The following is a 16,773-nucleotide window of genomic DNA, read 5'->3' as shown; positions in this document are numbered from 1 at the left end:
ACGTCAAGCGTTTATTTCCATTCAGTTTTGAAGCCGTTTTCGCCGTACTGATTGGGTGAGTATTTCCTAGTTTGGAAGCCTCTCTCCGTGTCAGTGAGGTCGGATTATAGAGACTAGGATCACATTGGCAAGGCTTTTTATTCGTTTTTATTCCGATTGAACACAATTCAACCTAAACTTTAAAAAACACAACAAATTGCAACATTAGATAGGCGTCACATTCACTTACTGGCAATAAGCTCCCAATGACCGTAATATCAACCCGACAATTGTATTTATTTTAGTCAGCATTGATTTCGATTCTTCATGCTATTCCTTCTAACCGACTTTTAAATTTAATGATTATGAGAATATCTATTAGTTTGCTAATTACAGCCGCCATTGCTCTCATTGGCGCTTTGGTCTTAAACAGTTCACAAACAGTAATAACAAGCAGCGGTTCAGCATTTGCTTTAGGTGCTATCTCTGTTGGTATTGCCCTTTCTCTTCTTTCTACCAAATCTACGGGGGACGATACATCAGAATTACCAACATCAACGAACAGCAAAACCATCTATGTTGGTAATCTTCCTTACCGCGCTAATGAAAATGACGTCAAGGAACTGTTTGCCAAACACGGCGAAGTGTTCGCGGTACGTTTAATGAAAGATAAACGCACGGGTAAACGTCGTGGTTTTGGATTTGTCGTCATGGCTGCTGCTGATTCCCCGGAAGCCATAGAGGCGCTGAACAATGCAGAGTATGGAGATAGAACATTAAAAGTAAGAGAAGCGAACGACCCTAGAAAATCGGAGCGAGCGTGATCGCCGAGAAACCTAGTTTCGCCATTTCTTGATTTAGTGCTCTCTCATCTTTTACTGATGCACTACTAAATACCCAATGTGGGTGTTTACCTTCGAAGGAGGCCTTTAGGTCTCCTTTTTCGTTTAATAGGCAAGCCACTCGACTAGCAATCGCCAGGCCTGAGTCAACAACTACACATGTTTTCCCTAACACCGTTTCAATTTCAGGTTTCAATAATGGGAAGTGCGTACAACCCAATACCACACAGTCAACTTGACCAATAAAGGGTTCAAGTACGCTTTCCAACACCGATGTAGTTACTGCAACACCCCTTAGCTTTGCCTCTCCCATTCGCACAAGCTCTGTAGAACCAACCATAGTCACTTGGCAATCAGGTGCAAAATCTCTAACAAGCTGCTGAGTATAATCTCGCTTTACCGTGGCAGGCGTTGCCAATAAGCCAATTTTTTTACTTTTGCTCATTGCAGCTGCAGGCTTAATCGCTGGCACGACGCCTACAACAGGGACGGCAAGGCGTTCACGAAGTGGTGGAAGTACTAAAGTACTCGCTGTATTACAGGCAATAACGACGAGAGAGATCTCATGAACCGCACACAATGCAGTGATCATCCCACAAACACGATTCACCAATACATCATCAGATAATTCGCCGTAAGGAAAAGCGGCATTGTCGAAGGCATAAATGATGTGCTGTTCAGGCATTAGCTTTGTCACTTCTTGGAAGACGGATAGACCGCCTACGCCAGAATCAAAAATCAGCACACTTTTCACTATCATTACCTTTTCTATGGTTTTCGTCGCAATGATACGTTGTGAACGCAGTCTTTTAAATCTCCGGTTCACTCAGTCGGTAAATCTGATGATGAAAACGCCCTTCCAACACCCACTTATCCACTTCCACCGCTAAAGGCCAAGAAAAGCACGGTGCATCGGTAACTAATGTATGAAACTCACCATCCTCACCACAAGGATCACAGCTCTGTGGCAACTCGCCTAACAGTTGATGCTCATAAAGACGGCCCAAAAACACCGAATCAAGCTGGGAGGTATCAACGGTCGTAATTTGCGTGATAATCCCTGTCTCGACAATCTCTTTTGCTAGCAATGTGCTCGATTGACCGAGTAACGGAAACACACACTCCCATCCTTGTGGCTCAATATAGCTTCGGCGGTACTGCTCTATGCCATTGCAGAACATATCGCCAAAAGCAACCGCGTCCAACGCTAAGCCACTATTTCGAATGCCATCTATCACCGCAGTCTCATAAACAGAATTGGGTGGAAACACCTCATCAAGTTCAATCAATACTAATGGTAAACCTACCTGGGCAGCTTGCGCCCTAACAATCTCAATGGGTGTCGCTTGAAAAGGAACTTCACCGTTTACAAACGTTGTGTACAAACCCACCACTTCATAATTGTCATCAGCGAGAAGACGGCAAAGTGTTAAGGCTGAGTCTTTTCCTGATGACCAGCTAACGATCACGCGCTTTTTCATGGTTATCCTGAATCAAAAAAGCCGCCCGTAGGCGGCTCTATTAAGCATTAATATGAGAAGTTCATATTAACGTAGAAAGCACGCTCCGGCGCAGGGTAGTCCCCTGCAGTTTCATATTCTTTATCAAAGATGTTTGAAACTTTACCGCTTAACGTAACGTCGTTGTTCACATCATATTGTGCAGTAAAATCCCAAACACTATAGCTATCAAGCATGCTGCCACCGGAATAATCAGGGCGTTCGCTTTGATAGATATATTGAGTACCAATCAACACATCTCCTAGCCAGACTGAAGTGCGCCATTTGGCCACCTGTTTAGCGCGACGAGCAAGCTGTTCATCTTTACTAACATCTTTGGGGTCTTTGAGGTCGAGCGAGAGCTGGTTATAGATAGGACCGACATCAAAATTAGCCATAAGCTCCACACCACGAATACGCGCTTCTTCAATGTTTTCATTACGACCATCAGGCCAATTCCCAGTGTAAACGATCAGATTATCAATCGTATTGATATAACCATTTACACTCCAACCGATATTGTAGCTCGTCCCTTCCAGCCCAATTTCAACATTCTCGGACTCTTCTGGCTTAAGAGTGATATTCCCAGCTGAGCCATATAACGAGTCAAAGCCCGGCGCTTTAAAGGCAGTGCCATAACTCGTAAACAATCGGTAATCCGGTGTGATATTCCAACCTAAAGCGACTAATCCGGTTTCATTGCCGCCAAACTGGTCGTTTTCATCATGGCGGATGCTGCCTTCCAATAATATGCTTTCAGAAACATTCCAGTTAGCTAGCGCAAAGATTCCAACATTTTGACGGGGATTGTCGATGACATCATCGACTGCAATAAAATTACCGTCCAGATACTTTTCCCACGTGGAGTCCAAACCCGCGGTCAAGGAGATGTTATCTGCAGCCTGATAGCGAGATGTAACGCTGCCATAAGTCTGACGAATTTTACTGGTCAAATCAGCGTTGGTTCGTGTATTCCCGTCAAAATAATCGTAATTTGACTGCTCACCCAATTCTAAGCGAAGCAAAGTATTCCACTTCCCGGCCTGATAAGCCGTATCGGCACCAATGCTACTGCTTTCAATCCGGCTATGTTTCTTGCTACCCCAACCATCATATTCAACATCATTTTGGTACCAGCGGCCGATCAGATTGGATTCCCAATTTTCAGCAGGCTGATAACTCAAGCGACCTGATATATTTTTGCTTGCAAAACCATGCTCAGTGCCTGGTTCAGCGGTGCTTGGGTGAACGTTATAGCCATCAGTTTGCTCGAAGCCACCAGCCAATTGAAGACCAATGGACTCCGTGACTTCAGTTGTTACACCCACGTTTGCTTGAGCATAGCCATTACTGCCTGCACCTATCCCAAATCGCTTTGACTCAACATCATTACGAGTAATGATGTTAATCACACCTCCGATCGCATCAGAGCCATAAACCGTCGCACCGGAACCACGAACAACTTCAATTCGCTCAACACTGTTTAAAGGCAGCATATTAAAGTCGACAGAACCCATCATGGTCCTAGGAAGGCGTACGCCATCAACCATAACCAAAACATGTTTTGAGTTGGTGCCACGAAGGAAAATTGATGCATTTTGTCCGCGGCCACCATTCTGGCCAATTTCGACACCAGGCAATGTTTTCAATGCATCGACCAAGCTTTTGGCCTGTAGCTCTTCCAAGTCAGTTCGTGTCAATACAGACATCGGTGCTAATACGGTAGATACAGGTTGTTCAAATCGAGAGGCGGTAACGACCATAGTGTCGTCGATAGAAGGGGGGTTAATTTCGGCGTGCGCAAAGGCAGCCATTGGCAGCATTCCTGCTACCCAATACTTATGAGACATATCAGATCCAAAGTCGCGTGTATCTAATGATGTCAGGAAATCCTGAGACCATATTGTGATCCAGCTGATATTCGGACTTAGAGACGACCTACGATGACGACTTCCCACACCCTATCGTTAAATAGAAGCACAGTGTCTGGCTTTTTTGCCATGTCATTTTCGTTTCTCATTACCGCTGCGCGCCAGTTCCGGATTCTCACCAGATTCCCAGCTGGAAGTAAAAAGCGCGAGGATTATAGATAAGTCAGCGCGCCTTTAATACTCGGATTATGAGATCTGTCCCTAATTAGCTTGGAAAGTGCTAAGGAAAGAACATTCGAAGTTAGTAGTTGATGCTGATGTAATCCACTTCTTCGACATCCAGCTTCATCTTGATGTACACAGTCAGTACAAAGAAAAAGTTGGCGAGCAAATTAGCAAACCGCGGCAAAGTCGGCTCAAAGGTAACTCCAGACTCATCCAAGCGATGAAGTAACCGCACGGTTTTCTTTGCCCCAGTGCGACATTGGTGCAGCGCCATCACAGCAACGGGGCCGCGTGGCAACACAAATCGCGTGACACGACCTCGGCTTTCTTCGTTGTAATAATCATAGCGTGCATGAAGCCAGTCTAAGTCTTCTTCAAAAATGCCATTTTTTCCACGAACTGAACCATTAAGGTTATAAATTTTAGGATGCAGTGTTTCTAAGTCAGCGACGACATCTTCAAACCCTTCAGGCATTTGCGCTAGCACCATGCCAATTAGGCTGCACAATTCGTCCGTGTGGATCTCATAATCACAGGTCAATGCAGACTCATAGATAAAGGGATAACAAATCTCTTTTCGATTTTTCGATTTTTGAATGCTCATGGTTCAACTCACCCTATTCTGTAAGTGCCAATCTTATCCTAACGCTTAGCTTTACGCTTCTGCTGGCGAAAAAGACGGCGAAAAGGCTGGACAATATGGTTCGTCTACTTACAATTTGCGCTCATTTTTAGTTATGCAGGTTAGGTAATATGAGCAACACCCTGATTGACACCAGTAAATATCAGGCGCAACTGGACGAGAAGATTGCACGTATGCAGTCCGCGTTTGCCGAGTTCAGCGTACCTGAGTTAGAGGTGTTCCCATCTCCAGACAAGCACTATCGTATGCGTGCTGAATTCCGTGTCTGGCATGAGGGCGATGACCTTTACTACATCATGTTCGATCAGGAAACAAAGCAGAAATACCGCGTGGATCAGTTCCCACAAGCAAGTCGTATCATCAACGATTTGATGCCTCTGCTAGTTGATGCCATTAAGCCCATTGAAAGCCTGCGTCGCAAGCTGTTCCAAGTAGATTTTCTCTCCACTATGAGTGGCGAAGTACTGGTATCGATGCTTTACCACCGTCAACTGGATGATGAGTGGGAAGCCAATGCCCGTACACTGAAGCAACGCCTGAACGATGAAGGTTTCAACCTGAACTTGATTGGCCGCGCTCGTAAGCAAAAAATCATTATTGACCGCGACTACGTGCTGGAAAAACTGACCGTAGATGGCCGCCCGCTTACTTATCAGCAAATTGAAAACAGCTTTACTCAGCCAAACGGCAAAGTGGCTGAAAAGATGCTTGAATGGGCAGTCGATTGCACCCACGAAAGTACAGGTGATCTGCTTGAGCTTTACTGCGGGAACGGTAACTTCTCACTGGCATTAGCGAATAATTTCGATCGCGTACTGGCAACCGAACTGGCGAAACCATCGGTAGAATCGGCACAATTTAACATTGCCGTGAACAATATTGAGAACGTTCAGATCATTCGCATGTCTGCGGAAGAGTTTACTGAAGCGATGGAAGGCAAACGCGAGTTTCGCCGTTTACAACAAGCCGGCGTTGACCTGAAAAGCTACAACTGCAATACCATTTTTGTCGATCCACCGCGCTCAGGTATGGATGAAGGCACTTGTCGTATGGTGCAAGCATATGACCGCATTCTCTATATTTCTTGCAACCCAGAAACCCTCAAAGAGAATCTGAATATTCTGTCCGAAACGCACCGTATTTCGCGTTTCGCGTTGTTTGATCAGTTCCCTTATACCCACCACATGGAAGCAGGTGTATTGCTAGAGCGCAAATAAGCCCGAACTTAGAAATTGAAAAAGGAGCCGAAAGGCTCCTTTTTCATATCTATTTACATCGACTGTTGGCTATCCAACCGCCAATGCCCTCATCGCGTTATGCTTAGGCTACTCTTTCACAGTTTCTTCTTTCTTGCCCATCGCGAGCCAACCCATTTTTTGGGCAACCCAAAACACAAGCAACATGGTCACGATGATAGAGAAGAAATTACCGCCAAGCTCAGGGATCTGCATACGCACAAACGCTGAGTAACCAAACGCCCCTACCAAGAAACAGGCGAACGCGATCAGTGGTGTGCCTTCGGTAAGCGGCTGGTTAACATGTTGTTGGTAGAAGCAATATACCGACAGCACGAAAGCAATAACCGGGAAAATAGAGAATGCGACGCTATCGATGAAAAGCGTCGCGAGAGTCGCACTGCCGCACAAACCTGCGAGCACTGCGAGTAAAAGGAATTTACGCTCTGATTGATGGTTCTGTTCCATAATTCTTACCTGCCTGAAGACAACTTATCCTTGAGAGCATTGCGTTCACGTTCTTTGCGATACCAATACGCGCCTTTCGAAAGCATGCGAAGCTGAGTAACCAGACGTTCCGCGAGTTCAGCACGCGCACGTTTGTCCAAATCCAGCGCCTCGGCACCAGAACTGAACACTAAAGTGACGCATGCCTCTGCTTGATTATAGGCTTCTTCACGCGTTAACCCGGCAGTTGCTTCGAAATATTCTGTCAACTCGGCGACAAAATGTTGGATCTCGCGCGCGACAGCAGCACGAAATGCAGCCGACGTACCCGAACGTTCACGCAATAGCAGCCTAAGCACGTTAGGGCTACTTTCGATAAATTCCATAAAGGTTTCCACGGACGTTCTCACTACACTGCCTTCCGTGGCAATACGCTGGCGAGCTTGGCGCATCAATTGACGCAGCAGCAAGCCTCCTTCGTCTACCATGGTCAGGCCAAGTTCATCCATATCCTTGAAATGGCGATAGAACGAGGTTGGCGCTATGCCGGCCTCGCGAGCCACTTCGCGTAAACTGAGGTTGGAAAAGCTACGGTCTGCGCTGAGCTGACTAAAAGCGGCATCGATCAACGTTCGCCGTGTTTTTTCTTTCTGTTGTGCTCTTATTCCCATCGCCCGTGTTTACCTCATGAAATCTAACAGCAAACTATACTCGCTTTTTTTCATCAGTTCAGTGTCTGTGAGTAGCACTTTTTGTAATCCTGAGTTGGATCACCGACTGGATGGTTCATTTTTACGCGTAATGGTCAAACGACCTAACTGTCTCAGGCTCTTTATTACACATACACAAGGCTCGATACTTACAAATTTGAGCTATATCGTTCACTTATTCCTCGCTCTAAAATCTGCTCCGTATCCTCTGATGTCTGTTCAGCGAAAAATAAGGTCTGCCCTATGAAATACGTCCATATTGCCGTCGGCTTGCTGCTCACGACTTACTCTTCCATGAGTAGCGCACAACTTGCACCTGAGGCAGGAATCAGCGGTAACTTTTCTGTGTTGACAGCCATGTCATCCACCAATTCAAACTTATCTACCACGGTGGATGCCTATTCACCGAATAGCGAACAAAAACGCGATGAAGAGTTCATCGGCGCCGCGCTCGGAAATATCACCTATACCTTTGGCGAAGAATTGGATCAGCAAATTTTTATCGGCACATCACGTGAAGATATTGCAACTGGTCTCATCTCATTGGAAATGGGCTACCGCTATCTAACTGATGCAGGCACACAGGTCAGCTTGGCATTTTTACCTACGGTTTTGACAGACGAGGTTTGGCAAGACCCATATAATTTCGACACTTCTCGCGCAAAAACAGATAGAACAGGCAATGCATACCTACTGTCGTTCTCCCATATCAATGGCTCGCCTTATTCTGTTGATATCGGTTTTGCGAATGTCAAAATAGACGAGGAAAAGTCTGGGCAAACCCATCTCGAAGAATCACAACAAAAGCTAATGAATCGCAATGCACACAGCTATTTTGGCAAACTGAGTTATCAAGAGATGCTGACGGCGTCCAGTGGGTACAGTGTTTCACTACGCTACCTTCACCATGATACCGAAGGCGACGCTATGGTGTATGATCACCTCAGTGCCGAGGGGACTTGGTTCAAATTCCACAACCGACATAGATTTGCTGCGACGCTCACAACGGGTTTGTCAAAATACGAGATAGACAATCCCATTTTTGAAGAACAGCGATCTGACGCTCAATACTCTGCATTTGGTGCTTACGAGTTCGCTTCCTTGTTTGGATTCGAGGATTTATCGTTCGTGTCCTTGGTCAGCTACAACAATCATCGTTCGAACATCGACTTTTATTCTTTTGACGAATATTTCTTCTCCGCAGGTTTCAACATCCCTTTTTGATAGCGTTTCAACTGGCATCTCCTTTGTTGACCGGTTTTTCATTAAAGTTGCGTGATCACCTACGCTGAAAAGGGGTGAGTGTGTTCTCGTTGTGCACTGCGGACGTTACACTTACCTCGCAGTCCTTAACATAATGAAAACAAAAGGTCATACGGATATGAGTAAAGCGACCCCTACATCGTCCAATCATTTTGATGTGATCGTGATCGGCAGTGGGCCCGGCGGCGAAGGTGCGGCCATGGGTTTAACCAAAGCAGGATTACGTGTTGCCGTCGTTGAAAAAGAAAGCACGGTTGGTGGAGGATGTACTCACTGGGGTACTATTCCATCAAAGGCACTGAGGCATACTGTCAGCCGTATTATTGAATTCAATCAAAGCCCGATTTATACCGGTGACAACCACCACGTCCACAGTACGTTTTCCGCCATTCTAGGCCATGCACAATCAGTGATTGGTAAACAAACCCGCATGCGTCAGGGGTTTTACGACCGTAACCTCTGTACCATTTTGCACGGCACTGCGCGCTTTAGCAGCTCTCATGGGCTGGAAGTCACCACCGCCGATGGCACTATCGATAAATACACCGCTGACAAGTTTGTGATTGCCACAGGCTCGCGCCCTTATCGCCCTAAAGATGTCGATTTCACACATTCTCGAGTGTATGACAGCGACTCGATTCTTTCGTTACAACACGACCCACGCCACGTCATCATTTACGGAGCGGGTGTTATCGGTAGTGAGTATGCCTCGATTTTTCGTGGCCTCGGTATCAAGGTTGATCTCATCAATACCCGCGATCGCCTGTTGTCCTTCCTCGACAATGAAATGTCAGACTCCTTGTCTTACCATTTCTGGAATAGCGGCGTACTCATTCGCAATGACGAGACGTACGAAAAAATTGAAGGCACCAAAGAAGGTGTGATCCTGCACTTACAGTCCGGCAAAAAGATGAAAGCCGATTGTTTGTTGTTTGCTAACGGCAGAACCGGCAACACCGATTCACTCAACCTCAAAGCCGTCGGGCTAAAAGGCGACTCTCGTGGACAGCTCAGCGTCAACGATAACTACGGCACTGAGATTGAACACGTTTATGCAGTCGGTGATGTGATTGGCTTCCCTAGCCTTGCCAGTGCTGCCTATGATCAGGGCCGTATTGTTGCTCAAGCCATTGTTGAAGGTCAGGCGAAAGGTAGACTGATTGACCATATCCCAACTGGCATTTATACCATTCCAGAAATAAGCTCTGTCGGCAAAACCGAGCAAGAGCTGACTGCCGCCAAAGTGCCTTATGAGGTGGGCCGCGCCCAGTTCAAGCACCTTGCCCGAGCGCAAATTGCAGGTATGGATGTGGGCAGTTTAAAGATCTTGTTCCATCGCGAAACCAAAGAGATCTTAGGCATTCACTGTTTTGGTGAACGGGCGGCTGAAATCATCCACATTGGTCAGGCAATTTTTGAGCAAAAAGGTGAAGGGAATACGCTGGATTACTTTATCAACACCACGTTTAATTACCCCACGATGGCGGAAGCCTATCGCGTTGCGGCACTGAACGGGCTGAATCGATTGTTTTAACGAATCTCACTGTTCGAAAACTAAAAAACGGAGCACTCGCTCCGTTTTTTGCGTTTGACGCTTAACCACTTAGCTAGTCTTCGAGACGAACAATGTCTCTCCATGGTAGCTCGGTATCACCCAGAACAATAAAATTAGGATTTTCCAGCGATTCGCGTTCGTTGTAAGAAAGCGGGGATAACGTGGTATCCAAAATGCGACCGCCAGATTCCTCAACAATGCACTGGGTTGCGGCAGTGTCCCACTCACCGGTCGGGCCAAGACGCAAATAACAATCCACCGCACCTTCTGCCACCAAGCACGACTTCAATGCCGCAGAACCAAGCGGCACCAAGTTGTAGTTCAGGCTCGGCGCCAAACGTTCAGTGATCGCTTTGATATCCTGACGTCGGCTGATAGCAATGGACAGAGATGTTACACCGCCATCATGTTTCATGATTGATAGGCGAACTTTTTCACCATCAGGCATCACTTTCCAAGCACCATGACCTTTCGCTGCGTAATAAGATACGCCGGATACTGGGCCATAAACCACACCCATCACTGGCTGATTATCTTCCACCAGCGCGATGATAGTGGCGAAATCCCCGCTACCTGCGATAAATTCTTGCGTGCCATCTAGAGGGTCAACCAGCCAATAGCGCGTCCAGTTTTCACGCTCTTTCAGCGGAACGGCGGTATCTTCTTCTGACAACACTGGAATGTCTGGTGTCAGCGCTTTCAATCGCTCTGTCACCAGTTTATGCGCAGCAAGATCAGCGCTGGTCACTGGTGTGTCATCACTTTTGATGTTCTGTTCAAAATCGCCACGCTGGTAAATATCCAGGATCACTTGTCCTGACTCGCGAGCAATCTCTATCACCGGTTGCAATAGCTGCGACAGCTCCATGTACCACTCCTCTTGGGCTCTCACATTACGACTTAGTTTCACAGGCAATGGTCACTATCACCTAACTGTCATCACGACACTTAACGACTGTTAAGCTGTCTTAATGCCAATAACAAGGCAGTAATACTGCGGGCTTCCCCAAAATCAATGTGATCTAATAATTCTTCCGCCTGAGCGACGGGCCAACGAACCAATTCCAACGGCTCGGGTTCATCGCCCTCGAGCTTCTCTGGATAAAGGTCCTGTGCCATCAACAGTGTCATTTTGCTGGAAAAATACGACGGTGCGAGCACCACTTCTTTCAGCGGGATTAACTGATTAGCACCAAAGCCAATTTCTTCTTTTAACTCTCGGTTTGCAGCTTCTAAGGCCGTTTCACCGGGATCAATCAGTCCCTTTGGAAAGCCTAGCTCATAACATTCTGTTCCGGCAGCATATTCTCTTACCAACAACAGGTCGCCACTTTCCGTGACAGGCACAATCATCACTGCATTGCGACCACTTGGTTTCATGCGCTCATAAGTGCGCTCGACACCATTACTAAAGCGCAAATCGAGTGCTTCTATCTGAAATAAGCGTGATTTAGCGACCACTTTGGCATCGAGTATTTCCGGAGCTTTTGTCTTTTGCATCATCATTTCTCCTGCAAAAGGCCTAGCCGTTGAAACTCAATCGGTAGCGCCCTTCACTGTCTGGTGCACCTAACCAGCCTAACTGACTTTTCATGCCTGCAGGCAACCCATCGCCTGGAATAAACCAACCGCTAACGCTATATTGCTGATCCGGCGATAACGACAAGCTAAACTCTGTCTGGATAGCCTCAGAATCACTGTCTCCATTAACCAGTACACTGCCTGCATCACACGACAGATTCGCCATCACCAGCCCTGGGTCAACAGCCCCCATCGGAGACATTACGTTACCTTGCGACCATGCAAGCGTGCCGTCAAGGACATCGCAAAAAGGTTGCTGCAATTGATAATCGCGTAAGGTGAGATCAAACTGACCCGTGAGACTAACGGGCAATGGGTAAGGAATAAACGATTGGACAAAATGGGCAGGCATAGAAAACAGCAAGTCACTCGCGTAAGCACCACCCAGACCATAACCCACGTTACCGCGAGCCGAAAAGCCAGGCACACCTGAAAGACGAACCGCAAGATCAGCATTACCCATCAATAATTTTAGTGCGTTGAACTGCCAGTTAATGGCGCCGAGAGGCTGCCCTTGCCAACGAAAGTTGGCGGCTTTTCCATTCCAAACCGTCCCTGTCACACCCTCAATGTCTAAGCCATCAACGGGTGGCACATAACGAAAAACGAGGCTTGCTGGAACGTGCACTACAACACTGGTCAACAACACCAACAAAAACAAAACACTCATTAATATCGTGCGTTTCATCTTACCCCCGTCCTAATTGCAGACGTTTTACTTCAACGAGACCCTGCGTATCAGTTTTACCGACATCGATGAACTTCACTTGTACACCATGGCTCACCGACAGAAAGTCGAGCCAGCTTAACAAGGTGTTGAATGGCATAGGCTTCAACCAAACTTGAATTTCTTCTTGTTGCGGCTGAATACGCACAATTTCAAGACTGTAACGTTTAACGCTGCTGGTGACCGACTGATTCAGCGGTAACGCACTCACTTGTCCACGGTTGCCAGTAGCCGCACGTAAAGATTCGATTTCCGCGGCTTTACTGTTGACCCAAATAAGTAGATTTTTTTCACTGTTCAGGCGCTGCTGTGCTTGTACTGCCCGCTCTTGCAGAGGACTCACAAAACCCCAATACAAGCCACCAATGAGCAAAACCGCAATAGCAAAACCGAGCAGGCGTTGTTCACGCTTAGACAGTCCTTGCCAATAAGCCAATATCGCTTTCATTTATGGCTCCTTTCGCAAAACAAATGCGCCAGTAACACTTTGCTGATCACGACTCAATTGCCCCAATTCAGTGCTGTATTTGGTCGACAACGTTTCTCGTAATTTTTCAAAGTCACCGAAATCTTTGCCTCTCGCATTCAGGCGTAATTCGCCACGATCAAAATCAAACCGAACCGCATCAAGTTGAATGTCTTTCGCACCATCGAGTAATGGCCCTAAGTCAGCCAGCCAAATCATCACGCCGCTCCCCGCACCTGCACCCGATAAGCGTCCGACCTCGCTTTCCAGCAATCTACGCATATAACTGGTGGTTGGAATACGTTGGTTTTGCGGTAATAACGCACGCACTTTGGCTTCACTTTGAGCGCGATATTGCTCGGCTTGCGCTTCCATTTGATAGATAGCGGCCACTTTTTCTGCCCCTAGCACTGATAACAACAATCCCGCGGCTATCGCCACGCTGCGCCAAGGTTTGAGGTGTTTATAAAGTTGGTTATGAGGTTTGTAACGACCCAGCAGTAAGTTGTAACGGCTTTGCATTGCTCCTTGAGCAAGCAACAGCATCACCAGCTCGGTGGGTTCGCTATGCCAGTTGTCTGCTGCATCTTCTGGTAAATCAGAGTAGCTCACCACGGGCTTCATCGGTTCATCAGCGTCGCTTTGATCATGCAGGCTGCGTAACCACACTGGCAGCCATAAAGTTTCAGCGGCACCACCATTGGTTTCATCAACACGCACAAGCCAACGGTCGTTAAGCGTAGCGGCGCTGTAGGCATCTTCGTTAAGCGGCAAGCATAAGCAATCAGGGATCAGGCGACGAATCACAAGCCCTGCTTCTGCCAACTCATCAAGCCATCTCTGCATAATGACCTTTTCAACCACGGCGACCTGCGCCTGCTCTGCGGTTTTACTCAGCAAAGTGACATGTACCTGGTCTACATCTTGAGCCACATCGTCTTCAAGCAGGAACGGCAATACGTTTTCAAGCTGGCGCGCACTCCCTGATGGGATTGTCACTGTGGTTAGCAAGACAGCCGCACTGTCTGCCAATGCCACAACATCGCGATCGACGGCATAGTCTGTCAGTTGTGACAAACTGTCTGCTTCGCCCGACGCAATCACTTCCTGTTGGCTCGTTGACCATACCAACCAAGGTATGGGTTCCTGCGGTTCGCAGTTAAGCCGGATTGTCAGGATCTCGCTCACTCATTCCTCCAAAGCGGCGACGAACAACTGTCACCGTGCCATTATCATCCCTTTGTAACAGCGCACGTAATCTCAGTGATGTGCTGTCGAGGGTAATTTCTGTGTCTAACTCAAAAAAGCGGCTGCGCACATCGAAATACTTCTGTCGTTCTTCTCTGTCTTCTTCGCCGATCCCCGATAAAACAGGCTCTGCAATGAAACTGGCGACGTCTTTCCAGCCATCAACGGCGTTTCGCTCGTTGATCAATTGTTTTGCTTGCTCATCCGTTAAATTAGGATGGAACAATGCGGTGAGAATAGGTGCATCCTCTTCCGTTAATGTGTTGACGTTAATCACCAACTTACTGTTCGGTAACGCACACAAAAGCGGGCTCACTTTTTCATATATCTCTCGACTGACGCCGTTGACGGCTCGCCATTCCGAAATATCAGCCATGAAGCCATTAGGGGCTACATGCGCTATCGAACGTGCTTCATATTCACTGTCTTCAACCCCCAACGGTGACTGCACATTGGTGTTGGTATCAATATATTCCCACGTGGCAGCAGCAGCAGTTTCTGCTTCAAAGCTATCAACCTCTTGTGATTCGATCAGCTGTTGAAGCGCTATCACCATCGCAGGGTTGGTGCCATTTTCTGTCGGTTTAATATCACGCAAGCCATTAACGTTAAAGCATGCTTGGCGGTCATATACGTTGCCCGTTGCTTGCCCGCCATCAAGGGGATACACCTGATCGCGTACCGCCCAAGGCTGACTTAAGGTGACGGTATCATCGTCACCAAAACTTTCTTCAAGCCCATATCGAGCTAACGATTCGACAGACTGTGCATACCAATATGCTTGCTGGTAACGAATCTGGCTTTCTGCACGATCAAAATTCACAAACATGCGATTCGCCATATTTGCAGCAACCGTAGTCATCAAGGCCATGATCAATAGCACCACCAGCAATGCCACTCCACGCTGTGATCTGCGCCCTGCGCTTTTCATCATCATGGCGTTCCACCTGCGACAGGTGCTGGTAACGTTTGCCCTGACAACACATAAATTCGCACCAGCTCACCATAGCGATCGGTATCGAGTGTCACGCGAATGGCTTTAGGCATCTCAAGTGGGCTATCCCAACTTTCTTGCCAACTCTCGCTACCAAGCACGGCAAAGCTGATGTCTTTCACACCTTCCATGACGGGCATGATTGCGGGCTCTACCGACGAACTGTCATCGGGATACATCCAGCGAATACGCTCCAAAGTATTATCCTGAATGCGATAACCTACCTTCACTACCTCACCACGAGGAAACAGGGCTTGTGGGTTTATCCAGCCACCTCGAACAAATCGAATACCCTGTGATTCAGAATCGAGCAGGTCATCACTAAATTCGAGCAAGGCCTCTTGCGCTTCATCACCGCCGTTTCGATACTGCCTCGCCATCATCTGACGAAAGTCGCTGTCCATGATAAGCAGTGTGCGTTGCAATGTTTTTAGCGCGTTACCCACTTCTTCCGTCTGCTTATCACTGGTAATGACATTACTGAAAATCTGGTTTGCAGACATGCTCAAGGTCGCGAATATCATTAGCGCCAACAAGACTTCAATCAGCGTAAAGCCGCGCGCGTGACGTTTAATTGGCGGGCACATAGGTTCTCACCGAGACAAGCGAGCCGCGCTTACTTTCGTCTTGCCATACAATTACGTCGACGGCTCGCAGCGTGTTGCCTGCGGTCGTGGTCGGCTTGATGGTCCAATGCCAAGTGCGTCCTGCCATCTCTGAGCTGCCATTTTTTTCTGACGACGGTACTTTGCCTTCCAACACAAACAAGGCTAATTGGTTGTCAGCCACCATGGACGCGAAAGTTTTCTCTTCCAACACACCCAATGTATTCACATGCTGTCCAGTCGCGTTAAGTACCGCCAACGCAGCAACGGCAAAAACTGCCATGGCTACCATCACTTCAATCAGGGTAAAGCCGCGATGCGTTCTCACTCTTTACCCTCATTCAGCGCTTTGATCTCAAATGTTGCCACATCGTTGCCTGTCACTTGCCAAAGGCGCTTTTTGTTAGCCAAAAAAGTCAGCGTGAAGGGAATGATTTCTCCGTTACCCATCAGCACCACTTGCGGGGGTTTAGGTTTATCTTCTTCTTCAGCAAACATCTCTTCATCAAAGAGCTTTGTTCGATCGAACAGTCGATCTTCTTCGGCAACAAAACCGGTCACTTGCAAATCAAGCTCAATACCCTCTGGCATGGTCACTTCCGTCGCTGTGCGCCCTTCTTCAGCCGCGACCCAATCTTGACGCGTCAAGCGAAGCAGTTCATATCGGTCGTCATTGACACGAAGACCAAAGGTTTGCCCTGTAAGCAACGTCTGCTCAGACCACAATTGCACCAATTGATAGAACCGCTGAGCTTCATCTTTGGCTTCATCACTTTGGTTCTGGGGCAGATTGGGCACCACTATCACTGCGCTAATGGCCAACAGCACCACCACAAGCAGCACTTCCAGCAATGTAAACCCGGATGGGCGCCCTCTCTTCATC

The 16,773-nt window shown here is 47.5% G+C and carries 19 protein-coding genes and 1 riboswitch; of the genes, 4 read left to right on the top strand and 15 right to left on the bottom strand.

Annotated features, from left to right (window positions below; all coding sequences use genetic code 11):
• Positions 1 to 344: 344 nt before the first annotated feature.
• The gene (locus ACED36_RS16845) at positions 345 to 803 is read left to right on the top strand and encodes a hypothetical protein (protein ID WP_016959420.1); all 459 of its coding nucleotides are present in this window, start codon (positions 345 to 347) and stop codon (positions 801 to 803) included.
• On the opposite strand, the gene murI is transcribed toward ACED36_RS16845, so the two are convergent.
• From murI to ACED36_RS16825, 4 genes are all read right to left on the bottom strand, one after another.
• Positions 781 to 1,581: a glutamate racemase gene (murI, locus tag ACED36_RS16840; protein ID WP_371733558.1), complete on the bottom strand. Its 801-nt coding sequence runs from the start codon at positions 1,579 to 1,581 to the stop codon at positions 781 to 783. The two genes, ACED36_RS16845 and murI, sit on opposite strands and share 23 nt — an antisense overlap.
• A 49-nt stretch (positions 1,582 to 1,630) precedes the next feature.
• The gene (locus tag ACED36_RS16835; protein ID WP_016959422.1) at positions 1,631 to 2,302 is read right to left on the bottom strand and encodes a hypothetical protein; all 672 of its coding nucleotides are present in this window, start codon (positions 2,300 to 2,302) and stop codon (positions 1,631 to 1,633) included.
• 47 nt (positions 2,303 to 2,349) lie between these two features.
• A complete protein-coding gene (locus ACED36_RS16830; RefSeq protein ID WP_371733557.1) occupies positions 2,350 to 4,170 on the bottom strand; it encodes a TonB-dependent receptor domain-containing protein in 1,821 nt (606 codons plus the stop codon).
• A gap of 44 nt (positions 4,171 to 4,214) precedes the next feature.
• Positions 4,215 to 4,417, bottom strand: a riboswitch (cobalamin riboswitch).
• Between the two features lie 75 nt (positions 4,418 to 4,492).
• Complete coding sequence (locus ACED36_RS16825) at positions 4,493 to 5,020, bottom strand: ATP--cob(I)alamin adenosyltransferase (protein ID WP_016959424.1); 528 nt, start codon at positions 5,018 to 5,020, stop codon at positions 4,493 to 4,495.
• A gap of 149 nt (positions 5,021 to 5,169) precedes the next feature.
• On the opposite strand from ACED36_RS16825, the gene trmA reads away from it, so the two are divergent.
• On the top strand, positions 5,170 to 6,276 hold the full coding sequence (gene trmA / locus ACED36_RS16820; RefSeq protein ID WP_017007350.1) for a tRNA (uridine(54)-C5)-methyltransferase TrmA: 1,107 nt from the start codon (positions 5,170 to 5,172) through the stop codon (positions 6,274 to 6,276).
• A 108-nt stretch (positions 6,277 to 6,384) separates the two neighbouring features.
• Here trmA and ACED36_RS16815 read toward each other — a convergent pair whose 3' ends face one another.
• Together ACED36_RS16815 and fabR are read right to left on the bottom strand one after the other, a co-directional pair.
• Positions 6,385 to 6,762: a YijD family membrane protein gene (locus ACED36_RS16815; protein ID WP_016959426.1), complete on the bottom strand. Its 378-nt coding sequence runs from the start codon at positions 6,760 to 6,762 to the stop codon at positions 6,385 to 6,387.
• 5 nt (positions 6,763 to 6,767) lie between these two features.
• On the bottom strand, positions 6,768 to 7,412 hold the full coding sequence (gene fabR / locus ACED36_RS16810; protein ID WP_016959427.1) for an HTH-type transcriptional repressor FabR: 645 nt from the start codon (positions 7,410 to 7,412) through the stop codon (positions 6,768 to 6,770).
• A 282-nt stretch (positions 7,413 to 7,694) separates the two neighbouring features.
• Between fabR and ACED36_RS16805 the strand changes: the two genes are divergently transcribed.
• Together ACED36_RS16805 and sthA are read left to right on the top strand one after the other, a co-directional pair.
• Entirely contained in the window at positions 7,695 to 8,675 is a 981-nt protein-coding gene (locus ACED36_RS16805; protein WP_016959428.1) for a DUF2860 family protein, read from the top strand.
• Positions 8,676 to 8,832: 157 nt separating this feature from the next.
• Complete coding sequence (gene sthA / locus ACED36_RS16800; protein ID WP_016959429.1) at positions 8,833 to 10,248, top strand: Si-specific NAD(P)(+) transhydrogenase; 1,416 nt, start codon at positions 8,833 to 8,835, stop codon at positions 10,246 to 10,248.
• Positions 10,249 to 10,321: 73 nt separating this feature from the next.
• Here the strand turns inward: sthA and cysQ are convergent, their stop codons facing one another.
• The 9 genes from cysQ to gspH all read right to left on the bottom strand — a co-directional run bounded on the left by cysQ (position 10,322) and on the right by gspH (position 16,772).
• Positions 10,322 to 11,137, bottom strand: coding sequence for a 3'(2'),5'-bisphosphate nucleotidase CysQ (gene cysQ, locus ACED36_RS16795; RefSeq protein WP_016959430.1), 816 nt, complete (start codon positions 11,135 to 11,137; stop codon positions 10,322 to 10,324).
• A gap of 80 nt (positions 11,138 to 11,217) precedes the next feature.
• Positions 11,218 to 11,769 (bottom strand): ADP compounds hydrolase NudE, encoded by a 552-nt coding sequence (gene nudE, locus ACED36_RS16790; protein WP_026024066.1) that lies wholly within the window; start codon positions 11,767 to 11,769, stop codon positions 11,218 to 11,220.
• A gap of 22 nt (positions 11,770 to 11,791) precedes the next feature.
• Positions 11,792 to 12,538, bottom strand: coding sequence for a type II secretion system protein N (locus ACED36_RS16785; RefSeq protein WP_016959432.1), 747 nt, complete (start codon positions 12,536 to 12,538; stop codon positions 11,792 to 11,794).
• Position 12,539: 1 nt separating this feature from the next.
• A complete protein-coding gene (locus tag ACED36_RS16780; protein WP_371733556.1) occupies positions 12,540 to 13,025 on the bottom strand; it encodes a type II secretion system protein M in 486 nt (161 codons plus the stop codon).
• The gene (gene gspL / locus ACED36_RS16775) at positions 13,026 to 14,231 is read right to left on the bottom strand and encodes a type II secretion system protein GspL (protein ID WP_371733555.1); all 1,206 of its coding nucleotides are present in this window, start codon (positions 14,229 to 14,231) and stop codon (positions 13,026 to 13,028) included.
• Positions 14,203 to 15,228: a type II secretion system minor pseudopilin GspK gene (gspK, locus tag ACED36_RS16770; protein ID WP_371733554.1), complete on the bottom strand. Its 1,026-nt coding sequence runs from the start codon at positions 15,226 to 15,228 to the stop codon at positions 14,203 to 14,205. Before gspK ends, gspL begins: the two co-directional genes overlap by 29 nt.
• Complete coding sequence (gene gspJ, locus ACED36_RS16765) at positions 15,225 to 15,872, bottom strand: type II secretion system minor pseudopilin GspJ (protein ID WP_016959436.1); 648 nt, start codon at positions 15,870 to 15,872, stop codon at positions 15,225 to 15,227. The genes gspK and gspJ overlap by 4 nt, the downstream gene beginning before the upstream one ends.
• Entirely contained in the window at positions 15,856 to 16,218 is a 363-nt protein-coding gene (gspI, locus tag ACED36_RS16760) for a type II secretion system minor pseudopilin GspI (RefSeq protein WP_017004984.1), read from the bottom strand. The genes gspJ and gspI overlap by 17 nt, the downstream gene beginning before the upstream one ends.
• A complete protein-coding gene (gene gspH / locus ACED36_RS16755) occupies positions 16,215 to 16,772 on the bottom strand; it encodes a type II secretion system minor pseudopilin GspH (protein ID WP_017004985.1) in 558 nt (185 codons plus the stop codon). The genes gspI and gspH overlap by 4 nt, the downstream gene beginning before the upstream one ends.
• Position 16,773: the final 1 nt, after the last annotated feature.

Origin of the sequence: Enterovibrio sp. FF113, from assembly GCF_041439165.1 — a bacterium.
In the GTDB taxonomy this organism is placed as follows: domain Bacteria; phylum Pseudomonadota; class Gammaproteobacteria; order Enterobacterales; family Vibrionaceae; genus Enterovibrio; species Enterovibrio norvegicus_A.
The sequence above is the reverse complement of the archived record's forward strand: the minus strand, read 5'-3'. Positions and strand labels throughout refer to the sequence as shown.

Excerpts from the sequence above, each read along its gene's own strand:
- cysQ (WP_016959430.1), bottom strand. The coding sequence starts at position 11,137 with ATGGAGCTGTCGCAGCTATTGCAACCGGTGATAGAGATTGCTCGCGAG.
- ACED36_RS16815 (WP_016959426.1), bottom strand. The coding sequence starts at position 6,762 with ATGGAACAGAACCATCAATCAGAGCGTAAATTCCTTTTACTCGCAGTG.
- nudE (WP_026024066.1), bottom strand. The coding sequence starts at position 11,769 with ATGCAAAAGACAAAAGCTCCGGAAATACTCGATGCCAAAGTGGTCGCT.
- trmA (WP_017007350.1), top strand. The coding sequence starts at position 5,170 with ATGAGCAACACCCTGATTGACACCAGTAAATATCAGGCGCAACTGGAC.
- ACED36_RS16835 (WP_016959422.1), bottom strand. The coding sequence starts at position 2,302 with ATGAAAAAGCGCGTGATCGTTAGCTGGTCATCAGGAAAAGACTCAGCC.
- ACED36_RS16780 (WP_371733556.1), bottom strand. The coding sequence starts at position 13,025 with ATGAAAGCGATATTGGCTTATTGGCAAGGACTGTCTAAGCGTGAACAA.
- murI (WP_371733558.1), bottom strand. The coding sequence starts at position 1,581 with ATGATAGTGAAAAGTGTGCTGATTTTTGATTCTGGCGTAGGCGGTCTA.
- gspK (WP_371733554.1), bottom strand. The coding sequence starts at position 15,228 with ATGATGATGAAAAGCGCAGGGCGCAGATCACAGCGTGGAGTGGCATTG.
- fabR (WP_016959427.1), bottom strand. The coding sequence starts at position 7,412 with ATGGGAATAAGAGCACAACAGAAAGAAAAAACACGGCGAACGTTGATC.
- sthA (WP_016959429.1), top strand. The coding sequence starts at position 8,833 with ATGAGTAAAGCGACCCCTACATCGTCCAATCATTTTGATGTGATCGTG.
- ACED36_RS16785 (WP_016959432.1), bottom strand. The coding sequence starts at position 12,538 with ATGAAACGCACGATATTAATGAGTGTTTTGTTTTTGTTGGTGTTGTTG.
- ACED36_RS16845 (WP_016959420.1), top strand. The coding sequence starts at position 345 with ATGAGAATATCTATTAGTTTGCTAATTACAGCCGCCATTGCTCTCATT.
- ACED36_RS16805 (WP_016959428.1), top strand. The coding sequence starts at position 7,695 with ATGAAATACGTCCATATTGCCGTCGGCTTGCTGCTCACGACTTACTCT.
- gspJ (WP_016959436.1), bottom strand. The coding sequence starts at position 15,872 with ATGTGCCCGCCAATTAAACGTCACGCGCGCGGCTTTACGCTGATTGAA.
- ACED36_RS16825 (WP_016959424.1), bottom strand. The coding sequence starts at position 5,020 with ATGAGCATTCAAAAATCGAAAAATCGAAAAGAGATTTGTTATCCCTTT.
- gspH (WP_017004985.1), bottom strand. The coding sequence starts at position 16,772 with ATGAAGAGAGGGCGCCCATCCGGGTTTACATTGCTGGAAGTGCTGCTT.
- ACED36_RS16830 (WP_371733557.1), bottom strand. The coding sequence starts at position 4,170 with ATGTCTCATAAGTATTGGGTAGCAGGAATGCTGCCAATGGCTGCCTTT.